This window comes from Streptomyces sp. NPDC047886, assembly GCF_043204435.1.
Taxonomy (GTDB): Bacteria; Actinomycetota; Actinomycetes; order Streptomycetales; family Streptomycetaceae; genus Streptomyces.
In genome coordinates, this window is the sequence record NZ_JBIDCF010000002.1 from 639,334 (window position 1) to 662,116 (window position 22,783).

The window sequence follows — 22,783 nt, forward strand, 5'->3', positions numbered from 1 at the left end:
CCGCGCGCCCGTGGGCCAGGGCGAGCGCGGGTCAGGCCGCCGTGGTCAGCCGAGCCGCTTGACCGCCGCCGCGACCCGCTCGTCCGTCGCCGTGAAGGCCACCCGTACGAAGCGCTCGCCCGCCTGGCCGTAGAAGTCGCCGGGCGCCACCAGGATGCCGAGCTCCGCCAGGTACGCGACGGTGTCCCAGCACGGTTCGTCGCGGGTGGCCCACAGGTAGAGGCTGGCCTCGCTGTGCTCGATGCGGAAGCCGTGCGCCACCAGGGCCGTACGCAGAGCCGTGCGCCGCGCCGCGTACCGGGCCCGCTGCTCCGCCACGTGGCGGTCGTCGCCGAGCGCGGCGACGGTCGCCGCCTGCACGGGCGCGGGCGTCATCATGCCGCCGTGCTTGCGGATCTGGAGCAGTTCGCCGAGGACGGCCGCGTCGCCCGCGAGGAACGCCGCCCGGTAGCCGGCGAGGTTGGAGCGCTTGGACAGCGAGTGGACGGCGACGATTCCCTCGTACGTACCGCCGCAGACGTCGGGATGGAGCACCGAGACGGGGTCGGCCTCCCAGCCGAGCTCCAGGTAGCACTCGTCGCTGAAGAGCAGCACGCCGTGCTCGCGCGCCCAGGCGACGACACGGATCAGCTCGTCCTTGGCGAGGACCCTGCCGGTCGGGTTGGACGGCGAGTTGAGCCACAGCAGCTTGAGGCCGGCCGGGTCCAGCTCGCACGGGTCGTCGTAGACGACGGGGGTGGCACCTGCGAGGCGGGCGCCGACCTCGTATGTCGGGTAGGCGAGGCGCGGGTAGGCCACCTTGTCGCCGGGTCCCAGGCCGAGCTGGGTCGGCAGCCAGGCGACCAGTTCCTTGGAGCCGACCACGGGCAGCACGTTGGTGTGCGCCACGTCCCGTGCGCCGAGCCGCCGCTCGCACCAGCCGGTCAGCGCGTCCCGCAGTGCGGCGGTGCCCCACACGGTGGGGTAGCCCGGCGAGTCGGCCGCGCCGACGAGGGCCTCCCGGATCAGCTCGGGCACCGGGTCCACCGGCGTACCGACCGACAGGTCGACGATGCCGTCGGGGTGAGCCCCGGCCGTCTTCTTGTACGGCTCCAGCTTGTCCCAGGGGAAGACGGGCAGACGCGAGGAGACTGCGGACGCGGACACGGTGCTCACTTTCTCGTACGGACTCTCGCCCGGACGCTTCGGGCAGGCGGGAAACGCGTCGGTCCCGTACAGCGGTGAGACCGTACGGGACCGAGGGTGTGGATGAGCGATCAGCCGTTCTGCGGCGGCAGGGCGGCGATGAAGGGGTGGTCGCGCTCGATCAGGCCGAGCTTGGAGGCACCACCGGGCGAGCCGAGGTCGTCGAAGAACTCGACGTTCGCCTTGTAGTAGTCCTTCCACTCCTCCGGAGTGTCGTCCTCGTAGAAGATCGCCTCGACCGGGCAGACCGGCTCACAGGCCCCGCAGTCGACGCATTCGTCCGGGTGGATGTACAAGGACCGCTGGCCCTCGTAGATGCAGTCGACGGGGCACTCCTCGATGCACGCCTTGTCCTTGACGTCGACACAAGGCTGCGCGATGACGTAGGTCACGCTGTCGTTCCTCCTCGGTAGGGCTGTCTGCGCGGGAGCGCGGCGTCGTCGATGCCCGCACCTAGTATCTCCGTTCCGGGGGACGATCCGAACAGGAGGGGCGAAGAGAGCTGTGGAGTTCACTGCGGGCGGACGACTCGAGGTCCGAATCACCCCCTCTGACGTGGGAAAACGTGTCTCTGTCCGCCGCACGGGGGACGAAGGTCCCGGCTCGGAGAAGTTCACCGACACGGTCGGGGTTCTCACATCGTGGGACCGAGGTGTGCTCGTGATCACACGAAGGACCGGCGAAACCGTCCGTATCCCGGAATCGTCGCTGGTGGCGGGCAAGGTCGTGCCCGCCGCGCCGGCCCGTCGGCGCGGTCCCGCGGCGGCCTTCGCCGAGCTCGCGCCGGTGCTGGCGCGGGCGTGGCAGCCGGTGGAGAGCGAACCACTCGGAGAGTGGACGCTGCGCGCGGCGCGGGGGTTCACCCGGCGGGCCAACTCGGTGCTGCCGCTCGGTGATCCCGGGATGCCCCTGGACGCGGCGCTGGCGCGGGTGCGGGACTGGTACGGGGAGCGGGGCCTGCCGCCGTACGTGCAGGTGGCGACCGGTGCGGAGGGCACGCAGGAGCCGCTGTGCGCGGCGCTGGAGGAACGCGGCTGGCGGCGCCAGGTGACGGTGGAGGTACGGATCGGGGCGCTGGCGGCGGTCGCGGACGTTCCCGAGGCACCGGGGGCACCCGGGACGGCCGGGACGCCGGAGACACCCGGGACGGCCAGGACGCCGGGGGTGCCCGGGACACCCGGGACGCCCGGGACACCCGGGATGCCGGGGGCACCCGGTGTGGTCCTGTCCCGGACGCTCGACGAGGCGTGGCTGCGGCGCTACCAGCGGGTCGGCGTGCCGGGCCCGCATGTGCGGGCCGTGCTGTCCGCCGGGCCGTCGGTGTGGTTCGCCTCCGTGGCCGGCGAGGGCGAGGTGCCCGCGGCGATCGGGCGGTGCGTGGTGGACGGCCGGTGGGCCGGCTTCATGGCGGTCGAGGTGGACCCGGCGTACCGCAGGCAGGGCCTGGCCACGGCGGTGATGGCGGCGCTGGCGGCGCGAGCGCTGGAGGAGGGCGCGTCGGCGGCGTGGCTCCAGGTGGAGTCGGACAACGACGGGGCGCGGGCGCTGTACGACGGGATGGGCTTCGGGGTCCATCACCACTACCACCACTTCCGGGCCCCGGAGGCCGCCGACGGCCCCTCCGGCTCCGCCGATGCCTCCGGGCGCTCCCGAACGGGTACGTGAGACCTATGCGCGAATGGCGTGAACGGTTCGCCGAGGAGGCCCGCGAGGAGCGGCCCGACCTGACGACCCTGTGCCTGCTGATCGGCGCCGAGGCGGACCCGGCGCTCGGGCAGCCGGGCATGGACGCCGCCGAGATCGAGCTCGACCGGCTGGCCGGGCTGCTGCCGTACGGCGCGAAGGACCCGCACGCGTGGGCGGTCGCGCTCGGCGGGCTGCTCGGCACGCGGTGCGGCTTCCACGGCACGCCCGGGGACTACCGGCGCCTGGAGTCGTCGCTGCTGCACGAGGTGCTGCGGCGCCGGCGGGGCCTGCCGATCCTGCTGTCGGTGGTGTGGATCGAGGTCGCCAGGCGGGCGGGCGCGCATGTGTACGGGGTGGCGCTGCCGGGTCACTTCGTCGTCGGCTTCGGCGACCCGGACGACCAGGTGCTGGCGGACCCGTTCGGTTCGGGGCGGCTGCTGACCGGCGCGGACGCCGAGCTGCTGGTGGTGGGCGCGACCGGCGAGCGGCTGACCCCGTCGATGCTGCGGCCCGCCGATCCGCTGGAGATCGTGCTGCGGATCCTGAACAACATCCGCGCCTGGGCGGCGGGCCGCCCGGAACGCTCCGAGGTGGCGCTGTGGGCGGTGGAGCTGTCGCTGCTGCTGCCGTCGCACGCGGCCAGGCTGCGCTACGAGCGGGCCCAACTGCTCGTGGAGCGGGGCCAGTTTCTCGCGGGCGCGGCGGAGATGGAGGCGTACGCCGAGATCGTGGAGGCGGTGGACGCGGCCACCGCCTCCACGATCCGAGCCGCCGCCCGCGCGGCGCGGGCGCTGCTCAACTGACGCCGGTCAGCCGTCGGGCGGATGCCCACGGGTGAGGCGCTCCTCGATCGAGAACGGGTCGTCAGAAGCCGTAGGTGACGGCTCCGTAGATGACGAGGGCGGCTGCTCCCGCCACCAGGCAGCCGAGGCGCGCGGTGGCGGTCACCAGGCCGATCCGGCGTCTCCCAGGCCTGCCCCGGACCAGCAGAGTCGTGACGACCAGCGAGACGACGAGCAGGGCTGAGCCGCCGAAGAAGGCCGCGGCTTCGGAGAGGTGCCTGGTTGTGGACATGTCGTAGTCCTCGGCGAAGGCCGGAAGCAGCAGGCCCACGCCTCCCAGGACAAGGGCCGTCAGCAGCGTGGCGACCGCGTCGATCACCAGGGTCACCGTCCAACCCGCGCCGAGCGCCGGGGTGGAGTGGGGGGTCGACTCCATGTATCGGACCACCTTTGGTCTCTGTGTCGAGTGATGCGGTAATGCGTCGGATGAGGCGAAGGGGGCGCGCCGCGGGACGGACGGATCCGTCCGTCGGGCGCTGCTCAGGCGGGGGGTTCGCCGGAGCGATCGGGGGCGGCCGGTTCGCCGGTGTCCTCGTCGGTGACCTCGTCGGTGACCTCGTCCGTACGGAAGCCGTCGGTCCAGTGCGCCGTGTCGACTGTGTACGTGTGCACGGTGAAGCCCTCGGGTGATCGCCTGAACCCGGGCAGGGTCCGTGCCCGTTCGATCCGTTCCTCGGCCAGCCGCCTGCTGGAGTACAGGCCGAGGATCTTGAAGCTGTCCTCACTGTCGTCCCAGAACAGGGGTTCCCCGTCTTCCATGAAGTCCGGAGCCATGTCGTCAGGCTCTTCGGGGGCGTGATGCCTGTGCACCAGGAGATGAAGCGTTCGGTTCATTTTCGGGCCTTCGTCTACGCGTCGGGAAGGGAGAGCGGCCGATCAGTCCTGAGTGGACCCGTCGGGATACTCCGTGAAATAGCCGTCGGTCCACAGGTCCTCATCGAGGACCAGCGGCGAAATGTCGAAGCATTCGGGCTCGTCGCGGAATCCCGGGAGCGTGCTCGCCTTGTCGCGCTGGGCCTGCGCGGCCTCCTTCGCCGTGTAGACGCCGAGAATCCTCCACTCCTCCTCGTCCAGGTGCATCGCACCGTCCGCGTCTCGATGGATCGTGCGCCCGTCCTCTTCCCGCACCAGGTGGCGGGCGTGCCACAGCACGAACAACTCGGTACCGGGGCGGGGGTCGGCTGTCATCGCGTTCTCTTCCTCCTGCGATACGCGCTCGGGGGCGCGACGTCGTCGCGCCCCCGAGCCCTGCTAGGTGCTACTCGGCGAGGTCCCGCTCACTCGCGGTCAAGGTACTTCCTCACCTTGTCGATCGGCCCTCCCGGCCCCTGCGTTGATCGACGCGGGCGTCACGGCAGTCTGAGCAACGCCCGTGGCCACTGCAGCTCGCGGCCGCTGCCGCCCACGGCCACTGCCACCCGGGGCCGCAGCCGCCCGCGTGCCGCTCCGTAAGCTGCACGCCGGCGCTTCATGACGGAGCGACGGCTTTCCGGGCCGGATCCGGAAACGCAGGGAGGGGACGATGCACCACCACGCGCATGCCCGCGCTTTCAGAAGACTCACCGGCGCGCTGCTCGGCGCGCTCATGGTCCTGGCCTCGATGGTCGCGTCCACGGGCCCGGCCCAGGCGGTCGTCGCACCGCCGGGAGGCAAGACGAACTGGGTCGTCTCGGTCGGCGGTCTGAACACCCCTGACCGGAACAGCTACCGCAACTGGGTCCGGCTCGGGTACTACGTGTTCGGCACGGACGGCACGGTCACCACCACCTACTGGGCGTGGAACCAGCAGGACCGGCCCCGTCGGCAGAACGTCATGACGGCCGACTGCGGCGGGAACGTCCCCCAGTGTCCGATCAGGACCGTCGCGGGCTTCCAGAACTCCCCGCAGGGCGGCTTCACGGGCACCTACGAGCTGGTGGGCGACCGGCTGACCGTGCACTGGACGAAGAACGCCGCGGGGAGCGCGCTCCTCAAGCCCCTGACCGAGTACTGGAACGTGGAGACCGGGCTCGCCGACGGCGGTGTCGCCCGCATCACCAGCCCGACCTACTACGGCGCCTACACGACCACGAGCGCCACGAACGTGGTGATCCCCGAGTCCGGCGCGAACGGGTTCTCGAACTACACCGCCACCTTCGGCATCGGGTACGGCAGCAACGCCCCGCTCGACGGCACGAGCCGCGCCTCCATGGACCAGCTGCGCGACGACCCGCGCTACAACGCGGAGCGCTACCGGGGCGCCTTCGTGGTCGCCAAGGACCTGAAGATGAACGGCTCCGACACGGCGAGCCACATCGTCGGCCGCGAAGGCGCGGGCGGCGACTGGACGTTCGGCGGCACGGCGGGCAACAACCCGCGTGACCCGTGGCGGAAGTGCCTGACCGCCGAGTGCATCGGCTACCTCCAGCCCGGCACCAGCTGCTCCGCCGCGGACACCGACCGCGTCCGGTACATCGGCCAGGTCGGCGGCGGCCGGCGCAACACGGAGGAGTACTGGTGCCAGGCCCTCGCCCAGGGCGCCCAGTGCTACGACGACAACTCCCACCCCCGGCCGATGCTCCAGGTCATCGACGACTCCGGGCGCTTCCAGGGCTGGGTGGGCGTCGAGGCCTTCACCCACGTGAACACCCAGACCCAGGAGCCGACGAACCAGTTCGGCTCCGACTACTGGGGCGTGTTCGACATGGTGTCGGTCTCCGCGCTCCGCCCGCAGGTGGCCTACCCCGACATCAGCCAGTTCGAGATGGCGTACGGCAGCAGTCTCGCCTACGGACACCTCCAGTGGAACGCCGGATCGCTGACCTACAAGGGCACCCACCGGGTCTACAGCGGCTGCCGCTTCGTCGAGGTCACCGCCACGGCCGCCGACGGAACGACCAGGCGCGGCAGCAGCAGTCCGCTGTGCCCCGGGTCCGTGCCGGGCGACACGGCTCCCTTCGCGGGGCAGCTTCTCGACATCGCGGCGGACAGCGTCCGGGTGACGTACTGGGTCTCCGGCGACGGCGGGAAGACGTACGCGACGAAGAACAACCTGGTCTGCACACGGAGCGGCGGTTGCGTCACGGCCCCCCGGGAGCCGGTCACCCAGTTCCAGCTGTCCTACGGGAACAGCGTGACCAAGGGGTCGCTGACCTGGCGCGAGGGCTCCGTCGTCTTCGAGGGCAACAACCATGTCGCCAGCGGGTGCCGTTACGTGGCCTTCGAGGCCGTCGGCACCACCAACCGGGGCACGTCGAGCCTCTACTGCTCCGTCGGCGACCGGCCCTTCGGCCCGCAGGTCGTGAACCTCGGCGGCGCGACCAGTGTCAAGGTCACCTACTACGCGACCAGCGACTCGACCGTGCCCGCCACCCCGGTGGCCTCCGCCACCTGCACCCGCGACGGCTGCGTGGCCTGACGCGCGGCGGACCCGGCCCCGGCGGTACCCGGGGGCCGGGCCAGCACACGGCACGGGGTCGGCGCCAGGTCCGGGTGGGCTCGCCGTACGGGCGGTGAGGTGGCGGGGGGCGGGGGACGGTCGTGGGGACGGTCGGCCCGTCCCCCGGCCGGTGGCGGCGGTGCACCATCGGGCGAACCGTCCTCGAAAGGAGGGTGCGCGCCGTGAGACCCACCCTCAGCCGTATCGTCGTGGCGTCGCTGGCGGCGCCGGTGATCGCGCTGATCAGTACGTCCGCCGCCCACGCCCATGACGAGCCGCCCTTCGACTTCCCGAAGCCCACGGCCCCCGCCGAACATGATCACTCAGGCGGGGGTACGGAAACCCCGGCGGAGGGCCACTCCGGGCACTCCGGGCACTCCGGCGAGGGCGGCACGGAGACCGAACGCCCACGCGCGGCGGTCCTCGGCGCCTTCGGCGCGGTCAACGCCGGTGTCCTGGCCTCCGCGGCGGTCGTCCGCCGCCGTTCCCGGACCCGGGCCGCCGCCCACCCCCGTCCCCGTCCCCGCACCGGCGACCGGGGGCAGACCCGATGACCGCCGCACCGCCCGACGGCGACACCCTCGGCGAACGGTCCGACCAGTCGGAGCGCACCGGCCGCGACCTGCTCTCCTACCGGCCCGTGGCCGCCGCCCTCCGCAGCCGCTGGTACCCCGGCGCCCTGCAGTGGGCCGCCATCGCCGTGTTCGCCGTCGTCGTGTACCAGCTCCTCGCCGGCCCCGACTCCGCCCACGACAACCTCGGCACCGCCCTCGTCTGGGTGCTCTGGTGGCCGCTGATCCCGATCGTGTTCATCGCCGTCGGCCGCGCCTGGTGCGCCGTCTGCCCGTTCGGCAAACTGTCCGACCTCGTCCAGCGGCTGGTGGGCGTCAACCGCCCGGTGCCCCGCTTCCTCAAGCGCTACGGCATCTGGATCATCGACGCCCAGTTCATCGCCATCACCTGGGCGGATCATGTCTTCGGCATCGTGGAGTCCCCCTGGGGAACCGGGATGCTGCTCCTGCTGCTGATCACCGCCGTGGTCGTCTCGGGCGCGTTCTTCACCCGCCGGACCTTCTGCCGGTACCTGTGCTTCCTCGGCGGCCTCTCCGGCAACTACGCCCGCGCGGGCGCCGTCGCCCTCCGCGCCGACCCCGCCATCTGCGCCACCTGCACCTCACGGGCGGCCTGCTTCAACGGCGGCGACGCCGCTCCCCCGTGCCCGCTGTTCGAGTTCCCCCGCACCATGGACTCGTCGGCCAACTGCAACCTGTGCGCCAACTGCGTCAAGAACTGCCCCCAGGACGCGATCAGCATCACCCTTCGCCCACCGACGAAGGAACTGTGGTTCATCCGCAAGCCGAAGATCGACGAGTCGTTCCTCGCCGTCGCGATCATGGGCATCGTGTTCATCCAGAACATCACGATGCTCCAGGTCTGGGACGAGATCCTCGACTGGATCTCCCGCACCTTCGGCGTCACCAGCTACCCGGTCATCTTCACCGCCGCGTTCGCCGTCGCCATCGCCGCCCCCGCCGCGCTGCTGGCCCTCGCGTCCCTCATCGCGTCGCGTACGGCCGGCCGTACGGCCTGGCAGAACTTCGCCCGGTTCGGCTACGCCCTCATCCCGCTCGACGTCGCCGGCCACATCGCGCACAACCTGTTCCACCTGCTGGCCGAGGGCAAGTCGGTCTTCTACACCGCGCTGACCGCCCTGGGCCACGACTCCCACGGCACCTCGGCCGCGTTCGTCCCGACCGGCACGATCCAGGTACTCCAGTACGCCGTCGTCGTCCTCGGCGTCGCGGGCTCGGCGTACACCGCCTGGCGCATCGCCCGCGGCCCCGCCGAGCGGCGCTCCCCCCGCGTGGCGGCCACCCTCGCCCCGTACGCCGTCCTGCTCGTCGTCTTCGGCGCGTTCAACGTCTACCTGTTCGCGCTCCCGATGGCCATGCGCATGTGACCCCCGTCAGGGCAGCCGGTCCGCCTTCACGGCCCCGACGAAGGACGTCCACGCGGACGGTCCGAACACCACGGCGGGGCCGGTGGGGTTCTTGCTGTCCCTGACGGGGACGTGACCGGTGCAGGCGTCGTTCACTTCGAGGCAGTCACCGCTGCTGCCGCCGCTGTAGCTGGACTTGCGCCAGGCGTCGCTTACTTCGAGGCAGCTACCCTCGTTCGCGCCGCTGTAGCTCGACTTGCGCCACAGCGGAAGAATCGACGCGTCCGGGATGCTGTGCTCGCTGCGCTTCATGCTCGTATCCCTCTGCTACGGACCTGATGAGGTCCAGCGACCGCTGGTGCGACAGTGCGTCGCCCAAGGCAAGATCGTAAGCAGCGAACCCCTGCTCCACGCGGGACAGGAGGTCCCAGACCTTCCCCGTCTTCCAGCCTTCCACGTAGGCAACCGGCGGTAGCTCCTTGAACCGCATCAGCGAGAGCATCCCTTCCTGTAGCGCATGGGCTCCAAGACCGAAGGGAAGAAGGTGCACGCGGACGCGGTGCCGCTCGCCCAACTCCACGATATGCCAGAGCTGTTCTGCCATCACTACCGGGCCGCCGACCTTGCGCCGCAACACAGCCTCGTCCATCAGAATCCACACCACGGGCGACTGGGGGTTGTCGAGGATGCGCGCTCGCCCGATGCGTGTGACAACAGCCTCGTCACACTCCTCGTCCGTCATCCGGGGGACGGCGTACCGGTACAGGGCTCGCATGTACGCCTCGGTTTGAAGGATTCCAGGCACCAGTGTGCTGGCGAACTCGCGGATCTCCGTGGCCTGCTGCTCGAACTCCTTGGCTGTCTGGAAGTGCTCTGCCACTTGACGCTCGTCCAGCGACGGCCTGAACCGCTCGAAGAACCCGCCCGCCCCCAGCGCCTGGTCAAGGCGCTTCGCGTCCTCCGGGGTCGGCCTGCGGCGGCCCGCTTCGAAGTGGGCGATCAGCGAGCGGGAGATGATCGCGCGCTCCCCCAGTTCCTCCTGCGTGAGCCCGGCCGCTTCCCGGCGGCTCTTGAGCTCTTCGCCGTACCGCACCCGGGACTCCGGGTTGTCCTCGATGGCCATCCGCAACTCCCCTTCGCGACATGCACGTTGTCACATGCGAACCCCTACCGAGCGTAGCCCCGCCGACGTCACTGTGTGAGCGGTACGCCACAGAGAGCGAAGGAATCTCCGTCATGGACAACTCGCACCCGCCCGGCGCCTTCGTGGCGCACACGGGCACCGACGTCTACGGGCCGGGCAAGGTACTGGGGGTGGAGGGCGACTGGCGGCGCGTCAGGTTCGTGCACTTCGTGGCGAGCGTGCGCGCCTGTGACCTGCGGGCGGCCTCTACGGCGGAGGCGGCGGAGATCGAGTTCTGGCTCGACCGGCAGCGGCGGCGGTACGGGGGGCGGTGGTGATGACGATCCGGGTGTCGCGCGACGGCGGGCGTACGTGGGGGCCGGTCACGGCGGTACGGCCCCGGCCGGGTGCCGTGGTGGAGAAGTGGCCCCTCCGTTACCCACCGTGTGCGTGTGCGCGGTGTGCCCGACCGGTGCGGTGAACGCCGCGGGGCCGCACGCGGGTGTCGCGTGCGGCCCCGTGAGGCGTGGTTCCGGCCCGGGGGTCAGCCCTGGGGGTTCAGCTCGATCGTGACCGTGCGCTCCGCCGGGGTCTTGCCGAGGAGGGCCTTCTGCATGGCGCTGGCGACGTCGTCGGCCGAGACCTGGTACTGCTTGCCGTCACCCTTGGTGATCTTGATGCCGTCGAAGACGCCGTCCAGGAGCTCCTCTATGGCCTTCTTGTCGTAGACCTCGACGAGCCGGCCGTCGATCGGCTTCATCGAGAGGATCTTCGGCAGGGACCGCTGGGGGCCGAACTGGATCTGCTTGCCGCCCGCCTTGATCGTGATCAGGTCGGACATCGCGGGCTTCGCGAACTCCCGCATCGCCCGGTCCAGCTCCGCCTGCGTGATGGTGGGCTGCTGCGTCGCGATGGGCAGTTCCACGACCTTCGACCGGCCGGTCTCGACCTGGGCGCGGTAGGCGTCGCGGACCGAGATCATCGAACGGGCGACGTCCAGCGACCGGCCGGGCCTGCCGGGTACGGCGGTGACCTTGCCGGGCTCGAACCTGATCGTGCCGTCGGTGGCGGAGCCGGAGCTGCCCGCCAGGTCGGCCAGGGCGACGCTGAGCTTCTCCTCGTCCACGGGGATCTTCGGCTGGGCGATCCGCTCGCCGCCGAACAGGGAGCCGATCACGGACATGGGGTTGTAGTCGCTGCCCGCGGCGGCCCGTACGGTCTCCTGGCTGTCCAGGGACAGGCCCGCCTTGTCCGGGGCCATCTCGTGCTCCACGCCGCCGACGCTGAGGCGCAGCGGGGTCGTGGCGCGCTTGCCGAGGGCGGCGTCCAGCTTCTGGACGGCCTCTTCCTTCGTACCGCCGCCGATGTCGACGCCCAGGACCGTCGTGCCCTTGGGTACGTCGGACTGGTTCATCAGCAGACCGGCGCCGTACGCGATGCCCAGGGCGGTGACCAGGCCGACGCCCAGCAGGACCAGTTTGGAGCGGCCCTTCTTCTTGGCCCTCGGGGCGGGCGCGGCCGCGCGTGCCGGCTCGGGGGCGGGCGCGGGCGTCTGCGGGCCGGTTGCCGGGGCGTACGGGTCGGGGTCGTCGAACGCGTCGACGTGCTCCGACGCCACCTGCGCCGGGCCGGACATCGGGAACGGCGATGGCGCGGCGCGGTGGTCCGCGGGGACCACGGGGATTCCGCTGGTCAGGGTGTCACCCGAGACCTGCGGCGGAGGCTGTACGGGCGGCTGGGCGGCCGGGTTCTGCGGGGTGAGGACGGCCGTATCGTCGGACATGCGCGGTGGCTGGGGAGCGGCGGCGGAGATCTTGGACAGCGCGCTGCCGCCCGTCATGGGGCCCGTCGTCGGGCCTGACGGCTGCTGCGGGGCGTCCGAGAAGTACGGCATGGCCGAGGTGCCCTGTCCTGCCCGGCCGTCCTGGGGCCCGGCCTCGCCCTGAGCGCCCTGAGCGCCCGGAGCGGCGTGACCGCCCTGCGGGGCGCCCTGGGGGCCCGGCGCGCCGGGCGCGGGGGCGGGGGGCGCGGCGGGGGCGGGCGCGGTGGCCGCGGGCGGGCTCGGCGCGGGCGCCTTGCGCGGGGCGAACCAGTCGCTGGTGGGCTTCTCCGGCGCCTGCGGCTCGGCCGGGGCCGCCGGGGCCTGGGCCTGCGCCTGCGCCTGCGGGCGCGGGGTGCTGCCGGTGCGCTCGGTTCCGCCCTCGGGCTTCGGCCGCTCGTCCGCACCGGTCGCCGCCGCCGCGTCGGCCTCGCCGACCGGCTTGCGCACGACGACCGGGGGGATCGGCCGCGACCCGGGGATGTTGATCCGGATGCGGGTGGTCAGCGTGGTCTCGGTCTTCGGCTCGTCCGGTTCCACGGCGGGCCCTGCGGCCTCCTGGCGCACAGGCGTGCCGTACGGCGGTGTTCCCGAGGGGTACGCGGCCCCGCCGCGCCCCTGCGGGCCGGAGGACGAACTGTCAGTTTCACGACTCAAAGCAGGTTCTCCCGGTTGGCTCCGCCGCCCGCTCTTGCACCTACGGGCGTCCGGCGGCGCGCACCACCATACTGGCCGCCGTCGGCGCGTAGCGGGCGACCGGTCCACCATGAGCGGGCATTACGGCCGAAGTCGGGGCACGTCACGCGCCAAGTGGGGGCTACCGGCCGTCCCGTTGCGGCGGGTGGGACATCGTGGCCGACATCACAGCGATGGCCATGCCGCCCAGCAGGTACACCAATTCGGACAGTCCGCCCCAGAAGACCTTGTCGCCCTCGCCCCGGCCGAAGCTGAGGAACACGACGGCGACGAGCCAGCCGGCGCCGGGCGCGACCACGCCCAGCTGCGTACCGGTGGCACGCAGCCCGCCGTAGAACAGTCCGGCCGTCGCGGCGAGGGCGAGCAGCAACCCGCCGGGGAACCAGCCGCCTTGGACGAGCGCGCCCGCGACGCCGACCAGCAGGCCGAGCACCGCGAGCCCGAGGTACGCGGCGACCCGGCCCGCCCGGGGAGGCTTCGGCGGACGGGCGAGCCAGGCCCCGGGGCCGCCGCCGCTCATGACGCCGCTCCCGTCGGCGCCCCGGTGGTGCCGGCGGTCGTGTCGACGCCCGCGAAGAGGTCGTGCTCGCGCTCGCCCTCGGGGGCCCCGGACTCGCCCCGCACCAGCTCGTAGTACTCGCGTACGAAGACGGGCTGGCCGAGGTGGTTGGAGAGCGCGAAGAAGTCCCCGTCCACGACGATCTGGGTGGCGTGCGCTGCCATCGCGGCGGCCTTGCGGTCCGCGTAGGCCGTGCCGTCGATCTCGGCCGTCACCCGCGCGTCGGGCACGACGCCCGGGACGTCCGCGATGTCGGCGATGCCCGGGAACGACAGGCCGCCCGCAGCGCGCAGCCGCGCGAACCCCTCATCGGCGACCGTGCGCGGGACCCGGTTCCAGTAGATCTTCGCGATGGCGTGCGGGGCGCCGAGGCCGGGCTCGTACGCCGGGTCGGCGGCCAGCTCGGCGGCGCGCGTCGCGACGCGGTGGGCCTGGATGTGGTCCGGGTGTCCGTACCCGCCGTCGGGGTCGTACGTCACGAGCACCTGCGGCCGCACCTCGCGGATCACCTCGACCAGGTGCGGTGCCGCCTCGTCCACGTCGGTGCCCCAGAAGGCGCCGTCGCGGTCGTTCTGCGGGACGCCCATCATGCCGGAGTCGCGGAAGCGGCCGGGCCCGCCGAGGAACCGGTGGTCGGTGACGCCCAGCTCCTTCATCGCGGCGGCGAGTTCGCCGACGCGGTACGGTCCGAGCCGGTCGTCCCGGTCCGGTGCGAGATGGGCGAGACCGGCGGGAATGACCTCGCCCTCCTCGCCGCGTGTACAGGTCACCAGGGTGACCTGGGCACCCTCGGCCGCGTACTTGGCCATGGTGGCGCCGTTGTTGATCGACTCGTCGTCGGGGTGCGCGTGCACCAGGAGGAGACGACGGGCGGGCAGTTCCGTCATACGCACACCCTACGAGGTCGTGCCCGAGCGAGGTCGCGTCAGAACTTGAAGTTGCCGATCATGCCCGCCACGCTGGTCGTCAGCTGGCTGACCGTGGGGGCGATGGAGGAGCTCGCGAGGTAGAAGCCGAGCAGCATGCAGACCACCGCGTGCCCGGCCTTCAGCCCGGATTTCCGGATGAGAAGGAAGACGACGATCGCCAGCAGCACCACCGCCGAAATCGAGAGTGCCACGGCGGTTCACCTCCATACATCTGTCGGTCGGGAACGGGCAGCGCGCATGTGCCAGGAGGTTCATACCCACCTTGCGCTACGGATCATAACTATCCGTTCCCGGGCATCGATCGGTGCACGGCAGCATTGGGGGGCGCACAGCCGCTAGTTTCGGTCACATGACCTCGCGGCAGCAGTTCTCCTTCCCCCGCCAGTACGCCAGGACGCAGCGCTTCACCCTCGGCGCACCCCGCTCGTTCACCGTCTCACCGGACGGCTCCAGGGTCGTGTTCCTGCGCTCCCCGACCGGGACGCGGCGCACCAACCAGCTGTGGGTGCTCGACCTGGAGGGAGAGGTCCGCGAGCGGCTCGCCGCGGATCCCGACGCCCTCCTCGGCGGCGCGGAGGAGGAACTGCCGCCGGAGGAGCGGGCCCGGCGTGAGCGCAGCCGGGAGGGGTCGGGCGGCATCGTCGGGTACGCGGTGGACGACGCGGTCGAGTTGGCGGCGTTCGCGCTGTCGGGGCGGCTGTACACGGCGGAGCTGCGGGCCGGGACGGCGCGCAGGCTGCCGGCCCGGGGCCCGGTGATCGACCCGCGTCCTTCGCCGGACGGGCGGCACGTGGCGTACGTGGCGAAGGGCGCCCTGCGGGTGACGGGGGCCGAGGGCGACGGTGACCGGGTGCTGGCCGAGCCGGACGGCGACGACGTCACGTACGGGCTCGCCGAGTTCATCGCAGCCGAGGAGATGGGCCGGTCGCGCGGCTTCTGGTGGTCGCCCGGTTCGGACCGGCTGCTGGTGGCCCGGGTCGACAACGCCCCCGTGGGACGCTGGTGGATCCCGGACCCCGCGCATCCGGACCGGGAGCCGGCGGAGGTGGCGTACCCGGCGGCGGGCGGCGCCAACGCGGAGGTACGGCTGTTCCTGGTGGGAACGGCCGACGGGGCCCGTACGGAGGTCGTGTGGGACCGGACGCGGTACCCCTATCTGGCGCGGGTGCACTGGTCGTCGGCGGGTGCCCCGCTGCTGCTGGTGCAGGCACGGGACCAGCGCACGCAGCTGTACCTGGCGGTGGACACGGAGACCGGGTCGACCCGTACGGTCCATGTCGACGAGGACGCCGTGTGGCTGGAGCCGATGCCGGGCGCCCCGGCGTGGGCGCCGGACGGGCGGCTCGTACGGATCGCGGACGAGGGCGGCGCCCGGGTGCTCGCCGTCGGCGACCGGCCGCTCACGGGCGGGCAGTTGCACGTACGGGCGGTCCTGGACGTGGGCGAGGGCGACGTACTGGTCTCGGCCTCGGCGGGTGAGGAGGCGGCCGACGCCGAGATTGGCGAGATCCATGTGTACCGGGTCAACGAGCTGGGCGTGGAGCGGATCTCCGAGGGGCCGGGCGTCCACACGGCGGTGCGCTCCGGGCGCGTGACCCTGCTGGCGTCGGCGCGGCCGGACGCTCCGGGGACGAGCGTGCGGGTGCTCCGGGACGGCGAGACCGTGGCCACGGTCGCCTCGCACGCGGAGCGGCCGCCGCTGTCGCCGCGCCTGACGCTCACCGCGTCGACCGCGCTGCGGATCCCGTGCGCGGTGCTGCTGCCCCGGGACCACGCCGAGGGCGACGGGCCGCTGCCGGTGCTGATGGACCCGTACGGCGGTCCGCACGGCCAGCGGGTGGTGGCCGCGCACAATCCGCATCTGACGTCCCAGTGGTTCGCCGACCAGGGCTTCGCGGTGGTCGTCGCGGACGGGCGGGGCACGCCGGGGCGCTCGCCCGCGTGGGAGAAGGCGGTCGCGGGGCGGCTCACGCTGACGCTGGACGACCAGGTGGCCGCCCTGGAGGGGCTGGCGGACCGGTTCCCGCTCGACCTGGGGCGGGTGGCGATCCGCGGTTGGTCGTACGGCGGGTTCCTCGCGGCGATGGCGGTGCTGCGGCGCCCCGACGTCTTCCACGCGGCGGTGGTGGGGGCGCCGGTGACCGACCAGCGGCTGTACGACACGCACTACACCGAGCGGTACCTCGGGCTGCCGCAGGACGCGCCCGAGGTGTACGAGGCGAACTCGCTGGTGTGGGACGACGGGCTGGTCGCACCGGAGAACCCGGCCAGGCCCATGATGATCATCCATGGTCTGAGTGACGACAATGTGGTGATGGCACACACCCTGCGGCTGTCCTCGGCCCTGCTGGCCGCCGGGCGCCCCCATGAGGTGCTCCCGCTGTCAGGGGTCACGCATATGACCCCGCAAGAGCAGGTCGCCGAGAACATGCTGCTGCTCCAGGTCGAGTTCCTGAAGCGGTCGCTGGAGCTGAAGTAGGGGCGCGCCGGAACCGGGGGAAGACGACCGGCCGGGGTGGCATGACGCCCCCCGGCCGGTCCACGGCACCCGCACGGCCGTACGCTGCTCAGAGTGGCGTGTCCGTATATCGGTACGGGGTCGGCCGAGTGTCGTACGTGTTAACGGAATTGAGGCGCATTCACCTCATTTGTCGGGGGTGACCCTCCCGATCCGGCCCTCCGTGTCGCCGGGGATCACCCGCAGCTCCTCCGCGAAGTGGCACGCCGAGTCGTGCCGGGCCGGGCTGTCCACCTCACGGAACACCGCCGGGACCGCCAGGAGCGGTACCTCCAGGGCGCAGCGCTCCCGGGCCTTCCAGCAGCGGGTGCGGAAGCGGCAGCCGGAGGGCGGGTTCGCCGGGGACGGCACGTCACCGGAGAGCAGGATGCGTTCGCGCCGGTCCCTGACCGCCGGGTCCGGGACGGGTACCGCCGACAGCAGCGCCTGGGTGTACGGGTGGGTGGGGTGGTCGTAGATCTCGCTGTCGGTGCCGGTCTCCACGATCCGCCCGAGGTACATCACGCCCACCCGGTCGGAGATGTGGCGGACGATCGACAGGTCGTGCGCGATGAAGACGTACGAGAGACCGAACTCGTCCTGCAGGCGCTCCAGCAGGTTGACGACCTGGGCCTGGACGGAGACGTCGAGCGCGGAGACCGGCTCGTCCGCGACGATGATCTCCGGCTGGAGCGCGAGCCCCCGGGCGATGCCGATGCGCTGGCGCTGGCCGCCGGAGAACTGGTGCGGGTACCGGTTGATGTACTCGGGGTTCAGGCCCACGACGTCCAGCAGCTCCTGGACCCGGCGCCGGCGGTCGCCCTTGGGCGCCACCTCGGGGTGGATGTCGTAGGGCTCGCCGATGATGTCGCCGACCGTCATCCGGGGGTTGAGCGAGGTGTACGGGTCCTGGAACACCATCTGGATGTTGCGGCGCACCGCCTTCAGCGCCCGCCCGGACAGTCCGGTGATGTCCTCGCCCTTGTAGAGGATCTGCCCGGACGTCGGCCGTTCCAGGTTCACCAGCGTCTTCGCGACCGTGGACTTGCCGCAGCCCGACTCGCCCACGATGCCGAGGGTCTCGCCGGGGCGCAGCGCGAAGGAGACGCCGTCGACGGCCTTGACCGCGCCGATCTGCCGCTTGAAGAGGACGCCCCGGGTCAGCGGGTAGTGCTTGACGAGCTCGCGGACCTCCAGGATCGGCTCCGCGTCCGGGGGTGAGGGCTTGTCCAGGGCGGCGGTCTCAGCGTGCGGCACGGACGGGCTCCTTGTCGATCGTCTCCTGCCAGAAGTGGCAGGCGCTGCCGCGCGTCGCCGACACCTCGTACAGCGGGGGCACGTCGGTCCGGCACACGTCCCGGGCGCGGGGGCAGCGCGGGTGGAAGGGGCAGCCGGAGGGGATCGCCATCAGGTTCGGCGGGAGGCCCTTGATGGCGTACAGCTCCTGGCCCTTCTGGTCCAGGCGCGGGATCGAGTCCAGCAGGCCCTGGGTGTAGGGGTGGGCGGGCGCCTTGTAGATGTCGTGGACGGGGGAGGTCTCCACGATCTTCCCGGCGTACATGACGGCGATCCGGTCGGCCACGTCGGCGACGACGCCGAGGTCGTGGGTGATCAGGATGAGGCCCATGCGCAGCTCCCGCTGGAGCTCGGCGAGCAGTTCCATGATCTGGGCCTGGACGGTGACGTCGAGGGCGGTGGTGGGCTCGTCCGCGATGATCAGGGCGGGTTCGAGCGCCATCGCCATCGCGATCATGATCCGCTGGCGCATGCCGCCGCTGAACTGGTGCGGATACTGCCGGACGCGCTCGGTGGCGGCGGGGATGCGGACGCGGTCGATCAGTTCGACGGCCTTCGCGCGGGCGTCCTTCTTCGACATGCCCCGGTGGACGGTGAACATCTCGCCGAGCTGGTCGCCGACCGTGAGGACGGGGTTCAGCGCGGAGAGCGCGTCCTGGAAGATCATCGCCATCTCGGCGCCGCGGACCTTGCGCCGCTCGTCCTCCTTGAGGGCCAGCAGGTCACGGCCCTGGAAGACGATCTCACCGCCGGTGATCCGCCCCGGCGGCATGTCGAGGATGCCCATGATCGCCTGGGCGGTGACGGACTTGCCGGAGCCGGACTCGCCGAGCACGGCCAGCGTCTCGCCCTCGCCGACCGCGTAGGTGACCCCGTTGACGGCCTTGGCGACGCCGTCGCGGGTGTGGAACTCGACGTGGAGGTCACGCACTTCGAGCAGCATGGCAGCGGGCTCCTCAGCGCAGTTTGGGGTCGAGGGCGTCGCGGACGGCGTCGCCGAGCATGATGAACGCGAGCACGGTGACGCTCAGGGCGCCCGCGGGCCACAGCAGCATGTGCGGGGCGTTGCGGATCTGCGGGGCGGCGTTGGAGATGTCGATGCCCCAGGAGACGGTCGGCGGCCGCAGGCCGACGCCCAGGAAGGACAGCGTGGCCTCCAGCGAGATGTAGGTGCCGAGGGCGATGGTCGCGACGACGATCACGGGCGCGATCGCGTTGGGGCCGACGTGCCGCAGGAGCAGGCGTCCGCCGCCGGCGCCGAGGGAGCGGGCCGCCTGGACGTAGTCGTGCTGCTTGGCGGTGATGACGGAGCCCCGGGCGATACGGGCGATCTGCGGCCAGCCGAGCAGCACGATGAAGCCGACCACCGGCCACACGGTGGTGCTGGTGACGACGGACAGGAACACCAGTCCGCCGAGGACCACGGGGATGCCGAAGAAGATGTCGGCGGTACGGGAGAGCAGCGCGTCGCTCCAGCCGCCGAAGAACCCGGCGAGCCCGCCGAGGAGGCTGCCCAGCAGGGCGGCGCCGAGGGTGGCGGCCACGCCGACCGTGATGGAGGCGCGGGCCCCGTGGACGGTGCGCGTGTACACGTCGCAGCCCTGGGTGTCGTAGCCGAAGGGGTGGCCGGGCGCGGAGCCCTGCTGCGACTTGGACAGATCGCACTGCAGCGGGTCCGCGCTGGTCAGGATCTGCGGCCAGACCGCGATCAGCACCAGGAAGAGGATGAGCAGCGAGGAGACGATGAAGACGGGGTTGCGGCGCAGCTGGTGCCAGGCGTCGGTCCACAGGCTGCGGGGCCGGCCGCCGGGGCCGCCGGGGGCGTCGTGGCCGCCCGCGCCGGTCTCGTCGGGTGCGGGGTCGGGTCGCTTGTCGAGCGTCTCGGCTTCACTCATGGCGAGGTCCATGGCGCCGCCCGCGCCGGTCGGTGCGATCGCTTCGCGGGGGTTGTCGTAGGGCTCGTACGGGCTGTGCGGGTCGTTCGGGTCGCGCAGCCCGTCGGGGTCCTTCGGGTCCTTGGGGTCGGTCGGCTCAGGCATACCGGATCCTCGGGTCCAGGACCGCGTACAGCAGGTCGACGAGCAGGTTGGCCACCAGGAAGACGATCACGAGGATCGTCACGAACCCCACGACCGTGGGCGAGTTGTTGCGCAGGATGCCCTGGTAGAGCTGGTAGCCGACGCCGTGGATGTTGAAGATGCGCTCGGTGACGATGGCTCCGCCCATCAGGGCGCCGACGTCGGCGCCGATGAACGTGACGACCGGGATGAGGGAGTTGCGCAGCAGGTGGCGGGTGACGACCCGGCGGCGCGGCAGGCCCTTGGCGATGGCGGTGCGGACGTAGTCGGCGCGGACGTTCTCGGCGATGGAGGTGCGGCTGAGCCGGGTGACGTAGGCGAGGGAGACCAGGGCGAGGACGGCGCCCGGCAGGAGCAGTTCGTCGAACGGGGCTTCGGAGGAGACCGAGGGGCGGACGATCCCCCATTTCACGCCCAGGAGGAACTGGAGGAGGTAGCCGGAGACGAAGGTGGGGACGGAGATGACGATCAGCGTGAGGACCAGCAGGCCGGTGTCGAGGGGGCGGCCGCGCTTGAGGCCGCTGATGACGCCGAGGGTGATGCCGACGACGATCTCGATGGCGATGGCCACCACGGTCAGCCGCAGCGTCACGGGGAACGCGGAGCCCATCAGTTCGGTGACCCGCTGTCCGTTGAAGGCGGTCCCGAAGTCGCCCTGGAAGATGGCGCCCATGTAGAGGAGGTACTGCTTCCACAGGGGCTGGTCGAGGTGGAGGTCCTTGCGGATGCGGGCGGCCGTGGCGGGGTCGGGGGCCTTGTCGCCGAAGAGCGCGGCGACCGGGTCGCCGAGCGCGTACACCATGATGAAGATCAGGAGCGTGCTGCCGATGAACACGGGGATCATCTGGAGCAGCCGCCGGATCACATAGCGTCCCATGGGGCCTCCCGGGGTGGTACGGACGGCCGTCCGGCTCCGAGGGGCGGGGAGCCGGACGGCCGGGCGCGGGGGTGTCGGCGAGCGGGGGTGCCGGCGAACGCGTGCCGTCGGGCGGAGTACCGCGGGACGGGTGTCGGCGGGCGGGGTGTCAGCCGACCTTGATCTGGTCGTAGACGGGGACGCTGAACTGGTTCAGGGCCACGTCGGAGAGCCGCTCGGAGTAGCCGGCGCTGCCGTTCTGGTACCAGAGCGGAATGGCGGGCATCTGCTCGGCCAGGATCTGCTCCGCCTCCTGGAAGAGCTTCACCGCCTCGGCCTGGTCGCTCTCCGCGTTGGCCCGGTCCACGAGGGAGTCGAACCGCCTGTCGCTGAACTTGCCGTTGTTGGAGGAGCCGCCGGTGTAGTAGAGCGGTTCGAGGAAGTTCTGGATGAGCGGGTAGTCCGCCTGCCAGCCGGAGCGGAACGGGCCGGTCATCTTGTCCGTGGTGACCTGGTTGCGGAAGTCGGCGAAGGTCCCGACGGGGTTCACGGTGCAGACGGGGCCCTTGCCGAGGACGTTGTTGACGCTGTTGCAGACGGCGTCCATCCACTGGCGGTGCGAGCCGGTGTCCACGTTGGAGGTGAGCGTCACCTTGCCGCCGGGCAGGCCGCCGCCCTCCTCGATCAGCCGCTTCGCCTCAGCCGCGTCGAACCCGCAGGCGTCGCCGCACACGTCCTTGTAGCCGCCGGTGTCACCGAGCGCCGGGGACGTCCAGTCCTTGGCGGGGGTGCGGGTCTCCTGGAAGATCTGCCGGGTGATCTCGTCGCGGTTGATCGCCTTGGACAGGCCGAGGCGGACCTTCTCCATGCCGGGCTTGTTCCACTCGGGCCGGTACATCGGGAAGACCAGCGTCTGGATGATCAGGGCGGGCTGGTTGATGTAGCGGTCGCCGAGGTCGTTCTTGACGTTCTTCAGCTGCTGGGCCGGGATGTCGTCGACGAGATCCAGGTTGCCGGCCATCAGGTCGGTGTAGGCGGTGTTGTTGTCGGTGTAGACGTTGAGGTCGACGCCGGCGTTCTGGGCCTTGTCGGGTCCGTCGTACTCCTCCCACTTGCGCAGCTTCATGCTGCTGCCCTTGGCGTACGACTCGATGGTGTACGGGCCGTTGCCGACGGGCTTGTTCAGCCAGGCGTCGTAGTCGGTGAAGAACGCCCGGGGCAGGGGCATGAACGCCTGGTAGCCGAGGGTCTCCGGCCAGGTCGAGAACTCGTCCTTCAGGGCGACCGTGAACGTCCGCTCGTCCTTGACGACCAGTCCGCTCATCGTCTTGGCCTTGGCGGCCCCGGCGTCCGGGTGGACCTCGTCGTACCCGACGATGTCGGCGAAGAAGGGGGCGTTGTTCTGCTTGTTGTCGATGTGGGCGGCGTAGTTCCAGGCGTCCACGAAGGACTTGGCGGTGACCTTCTCGCCGTTGCTGAAGGTCCAGCCGTCCTTGAGCGTGACGGTGAAGTTCTGCGAGTCGGTCGTCTCGATCTTCTCGGCGACCATGTCCTCGGCCTCACCGGTCTCCGGGTCGTACTTCTTGAGGCCCCGGAAGACCATGTCGAGGACCTTGCCGCCCTGGACCTCGTTGGTGTTGGCCGGCTCCAGCGGGTTCTGCGGGTCGCCCCAGGAGGAACGGACGATCCCGTCGCCTCCGCCGTCGCCACCGCCACCGCCGCAGGCGGTCGCCGCGAGGGCGACGGCGACCGCGCATACGGCCCACTTGGCGTGCGTGGCTCCGCGCATGGAGTGCCTCCTGTCGTTCCCGAGTTCCCGGGGCTCACCCGGCCCACGTCTCACTTAGGCCCAAATATCAC

General features: G+C 71.5%; 23 protein-coding genes. 7 read left to right on the forward strand and 16 right to left on the reverse strand.

What is annotated here, in order from left to right; genetic code table 11:
• Window positions 1-45: 45 nt before the first annotated feature.
• Window positions 46-1,146, reverse strand: a complete 1,101-nt coding sequence (locus ACGF5U_RS08575) for a bifunctional succinyldiaminopimelate transaminase/glutamate-prephenate aminotransferase (RefSeq protein ID WP_392712473.1) — start codon at window positions 1,144-1,146, stop codon at window positions 46-48.
• 110 nt (window positions 1,147-1,256) lie between these two features.
• Entirely contained in the window at window positions 1,257-1,577 is a 321-nt protein-coding gene (gene fdxA, locus ACGF5U_RS08580) for a ferredoxin (protein WP_031078476.1), read from the reverse strand.
• Between the two features lie 112 nt (window positions 1,578-1,689).
• Between fdxA and ACGF5U_RS08585 the strand changes: the two genes are divergently transcribed.
• Window positions 1,690-2,850, forward strand: a complete 1,161-nt coding sequence (locus tag ACGF5U_RS08585) for a GNAT family N-acetyltransferase (protein ID WP_392712470.1) — start codon at window positions 1,690-1,692, stop codon at window positions 2,848-2,850.
• A gap of 5 nt (window positions 2,851-2,855) precedes the next feature.
• Window positions 2,856-3,674 carry a tetratricopeptide repeat protein gene (locus ACGF5U_RS08590; protein WP_392712469.1) on the forward strand — a complete coding sequence of 273 codons (819 nt, stop codon included), beginning with the start codon at window positions 2,856-2,858 and terminating at the stop codon, window positions 3,672-3,674.
• A gap of 61 nt (window positions 3,675-3,735) precedes the next feature.
• Here the strand turns inward: ACGF5U_RS08590 and ACGF5U_RS08595 are convergent, their stop codons facing one another.
• From ACGF5U_RS08595 to ACGF5U_RS08605, 3 genes are all read right to left on the reverse strand, one after another.
• On the reverse strand, window positions 3,736-4,089 hold the full coding sequence (locus ACGF5U_RS08595) for a hypothetical protein (protein WP_392712467.1): 354 nt from the start codon (window positions 4,087-4,089) through the stop codon (window positions 3,736-3,738).
• 104 nt (window positions 4,090-4,193) lie between these two features.
• Entirely contained in the window at window positions 4,194-4,487 is a 294-nt protein-coding gene (locus tag ACGF5U_RS08600; RefSeq protein WP_392712466.1) for a hypothetical protein, read from the reverse strand.
• A gap of 102 nt (window positions 4,488-4,589) precedes the next feature.
• A complete protein-coding gene (locus tag ACGF5U_RS08605) occupies window positions 4,590-4,901 on the reverse strand; it encodes a hypothetical protein (protein ID WP_392712465.1) in 312 nt (103 codons plus the stop codon).
• Between the two features lie 334 nt (window positions 4,902-5,235).
• On the opposite strand from ACGF5U_RS08605, the gene ACGF5U_RS08610 reads away from it, so the two are divergent.
• From ACGF5U_RS08610 to ACGF5U_RS08620, 3 genes are all read left to right on the forward strand, one after another.
• The gene (locus ACGF5U_RS08610; RefSeq protein ID WP_392712464.1) at window positions 5,236-7,110 is read left to right on the forward strand and encodes a hypothetical protein; all 1,875 of its coding nucleotides are present in this window, start codon (window positions 5,236-5,238) and stop codon (window positions 7,108-7,110) included.
• Between the two features lie 203 nt (window positions 7,111-7,313).
• Window positions 7,314-7,685, forward strand: coding sequence for a hypothetical protein (locus ACGF5U_RS08615; RefSeq protein WP_392712463.1), 372 nt, complete (start codon window positions 7,314-7,316; stop codon window positions 7,683-7,685).
• Window positions 7,682-9,091 carry a 4Fe-4S binding protein gene (locus tag ACGF5U_RS08620; protein ID WP_392712462.1) on the forward strand — a complete coding sequence of 470 codons (1,410 nt, stop codon included), beginning with the start codon at window positions 7,682-7,684 and terminating at the stop codon, window positions 9,089-9,091. The genes ACGF5U_RS08615 and ACGF5U_RS08620 overlap by 4 nt, the downstream gene beginning before the upstream one ends.
• A 6-nt stretch (window positions 9,092-9,097) precedes the next feature.
• Here the strand turns inward: ACGF5U_RS08620 and ACGF5U_RS08625 are convergent, their stop codons facing one another.
• Window positions 9,098-9,382 (reverse strand): DUF397 domain-containing protein, encoded by a 285-nt coding sequence (locus tag ACGF5U_RS08625; RefSeq protein WP_392712461.1) that lies wholly within the window; start codon window positions 9,380-9,382, stop codon window positions 9,098-9,100.
• Window positions 9,297-10,193: a Scr1 family TA system antitoxin-like transcriptional regulator gene (locus ACGF5U_RS08630; RefSeq protein WP_392712460.1), complete on the reverse strand. Its 897-nt coding sequence runs from the start codon at window positions 10,191-10,193 to the stop codon at window positions 9,297-9,299. Before ACGF5U_RS08630 ends, ACGF5U_RS08625 begins: the two co-directional genes overlap by 86 nt.
• A 113-nt stretch (window positions 10,194-10,306) precedes the next feature.
• Here ACGF5U_RS08630 and ACGF5U_RS08635 point away from each other — a divergent pair, with 113 nt between their 5' ends.
• Window positions 10,307-10,531 carry a hypothetical protein gene (locus ACGF5U_RS08635; RefSeq protein WP_392712459.1) on the forward strand — a complete coding sequence of 75 codons (225 nt, stop codon included), beginning with the start codon at window positions 10,307-10,309 and terminating at the stop codon, window positions 10,529-10,531.
• A 206-nt stretch (window positions 10,532-10,737) separates the two neighbouring features.
• Here ACGF5U_RS08635 and ACGF5U_RS08640 read toward each other — a convergent pair whose 3' ends face one another.
• The 4 genes from ACGF5U_RS08640 to ACGF5U_RS08655 all read right to left on the reverse strand — a co-directional run bounded on the left by ACGF5U_RS08640 (window position 10,738) and on the right by ACGF5U_RS08655 (window position 14,387).
• A complete protein-coding gene (locus tag ACGF5U_RS08640) occupies window positions 10,738-12,669 on the reverse strand; it encodes a peptidoglycan binding domain-containing protein (protein WP_392712458.1) in 1,932 nt (643 codons plus the stop codon).
• Between the two features lie 160 nt (window positions 12,670-12,829).
• Entirely contained in the window at window positions 12,830-13,228 is a 399-nt protein-coding gene (locus ACGF5U_RS08645; protein WP_392712457.1) for a DUF6113 family protein, read from the reverse strand.
• Window positions 13,225-14,154: an N-acetyl-1-D-myo-inositol-2-amino-2-deoxy-alpha-D-glucopyranoside deacetylase gene (gene mshB / locus ACGF5U_RS08650; RefSeq protein ID WP_392712456.1), complete on the reverse strand. Its 930-nt coding sequence runs from the start codon at window positions 14,152-14,154 to the stop codon at window positions 13,225-13,227. The genes ACGF5U_RS08645 and mshB overlap by 4 nt, the downstream gene beginning before the upstream one ends.
• A gap of 38 nt (window positions 14,155-14,192) precedes the next feature.
• Complete coding sequence (locus ACGF5U_RS08655; protein ID WP_392712455.1) at window positions 14,193-14,387, reverse strand: hypothetical protein; 195 nt, start codon at window positions 14,385-14,387, stop codon at window positions 14,193-14,195.
• Between the two features lie 158 nt (window positions 14,388-14,545).
• Between ACGF5U_RS08655 and ACGF5U_RS08660 the strand changes: the two genes are divergently transcribed.
• Complete coding sequence (locus ACGF5U_RS08660) at window positions 14,546-16,675, forward strand: prolyl oligopeptidase family serine peptidase (RefSeq protein ID WP_392712454.1); 2,130 nt, start codon at window positions 14,546-14,548, stop codon at window positions 16,673-16,675.
• Between the two features lie 165 nt (window positions 16,676-16,840).
• Here the strand turns inward: ACGF5U_RS08660 and ACGF5U_RS08665 are convergent, their stop codons facing one another.
• The 5 genes from ACGF5U_RS08665 to ACGF5U_RS08685 form a co-directional block, all read right to left on the reverse strand.
• Window positions 16,841-17,950 (reverse strand): ABC transporter ATP-binding protein, encoded by a 1,110-nt coding sequence (locus tag ACGF5U_RS08665; protein WP_392712453.1) that lies wholly within the window; start codon window positions 17,948-17,950, stop codon window positions 16,841-16,843.
• On the reverse strand, window positions 17,937-18,932 hold the full coding sequence (locus ACGF5U_RS08670) for an ABC transporter ATP-binding protein (RefSeq protein ID WP_392712452.1): 996 nt from the start codon (window positions 18,930-18,932) through the stop codon (window positions 17,937-17,939). Before ACGF5U_RS08670 ends, ACGF5U_RS08665 begins: the two co-directional genes overlap by 14 nt.
• Before the next feature lie 13 nt (window positions 18,933-18,945).
• Window positions 18,946-19,896: an ABC transporter permease gene (locus tag ACGF5U_RS08675; RefSeq protein WP_392712659.1), complete on the reverse strand. Its 951-nt coding sequence runs from the start codon at window positions 19,894-19,896 to the stop codon at window positions 18,946-18,948.
• Window positions 19,897-20,020: 124 nt separating this feature from the next.
• Window positions 20,021-20,944 carry an ABC transporter permease gene (locus ACGF5U_RS08680; protein WP_392712451.1) on the reverse strand — a complete coding sequence of 308 codons (924 nt, stop codon included), beginning with the start codon at window positions 20,942-20,944 and terminating at the stop codon, window positions 20,021-20,023.
• A 148-nt stretch (window positions 20,945-21,092) separates the two neighbouring features.
• Entirely contained in the window at window positions 21,093-22,712 is a 1,620-nt protein-coding gene (locus ACGF5U_RS08685; protein ID WP_392712449.1) for an ABC transporter substrate-binding protein, read from the reverse strand.
• Window positions 22,713-22,783: the final 71 nt, after the last annotated feature.

Coding starts and splice junctions, on each gene's coding strand:
- ACGF5U_RS08590 (WP_392712469.1), top strand. CDS start 2,856: ATGCGCGAATGGCGTGAACGGTTCGCCGAGGAGGCCCGCGAGGAGCGG.
- ACGF5U_RS08595 (WP_392712467.1), bottom strand. CDS start 4,089: ATGGAGTCGACCCCCCACTCCACCCCGGCGCTCGGCGCGGGTTGGACG.
- ACGF5U_RS08600 (WP_392712466.1), bottom strand. CDS start 4,487: ATGGCTCCGGACTTCATGGAAGACGGGGAACCCCTGTTCTGGGACGAC.
- ACGF5U_RS08605 (WP_392712465.1), bottom strand. CDS start 4,901: ATGACAGCCGACCCCCGCCCCGGTACCGAGTTGTTCGTGCTGTGGCAC.
- ACGF5U_RS08610 (WP_392712464.1), top strand. CDS start 5,236: ATGCACCACCACGCGCATGCCCGCGCTTTCAGAAGACTCACCGGCGCG.
- ACGF5U_RS08620 (WP_392712462.1), top strand. CDS start 7,682: ATGACCGCCGCACCGCCCGACGGCGACACCCTCGGCGAACGGTCCGAC.
- ACGF5U_RS08625 (WP_392712461.1), bottom strand. CDS start 9,382: ATGAAGCGCAGCGAGCACAGCATCCCGGACGCGTCGATTCTTCCGCTG.
- ACGF5U_RS08630 (WP_392712460.1), bottom strand. CDS start 10,193: ATGGCCATCGAGGACAACCCGGAGTCCCGGGTGCGGTACGGCGAAGAG.
- ACGF5U_RS08635 (WP_392712459.1), top strand. CDS start 10,307: ATGGACAACTCGCACCCGCCCGGCGCCTTCGTGGCGCACACGGGCACC.
- ACGF5U_RS08645 (WP_392712457.1), bottom strand. CDS start 13,228: ATGAGCGGCGGCGGCCCCGGGGCCTGGCTCGCCCGTCCGCCGAAGCCT.
- mshB (WP_392712456.1), bottom strand. CDS start 14,154: ATGACGGAACTGCCCGCCCGTCGTCTCCTCCTGGTGCACGCGCACCCC.
- ACGF5U_RS08660 (WP_392712454.1), top strand. CDS start 14,546: ATGACCTCGCGGCAGCAGTTCTCCTTCCCCCGCCAGTACGCCAGGACG.
- ACGF5U_RS08670 (WP_392712452.1), bottom strand. CDS start 18,932: ATGCTGCTCGAAGTGCGTGACCTCCACGTCGAGTTCCACACCCGCGAC.
- ACGF5U_RS08675 (WP_392712659.1), bottom strand. CDS start 19,896: ATGGACCTCGCCATGAGTGAAGCCGAGACGCTCGACAAGCGACCCGAC.
- ACGF5U_RS08680 (WP_392712451.1), bottom strand. CDS start 20,944: ATGGGACGCTATGTGATCCGGCGGCTGCTCCAGATGATCCCCGTGTTC.
- ACGF5U_RS08685 (WP_392712449.1), bottom strand. CDS start 22,712: ATGCGCGGAGCCACGCACGCCAAGTGGGCCGTATGCGCGGTCGCCGTC.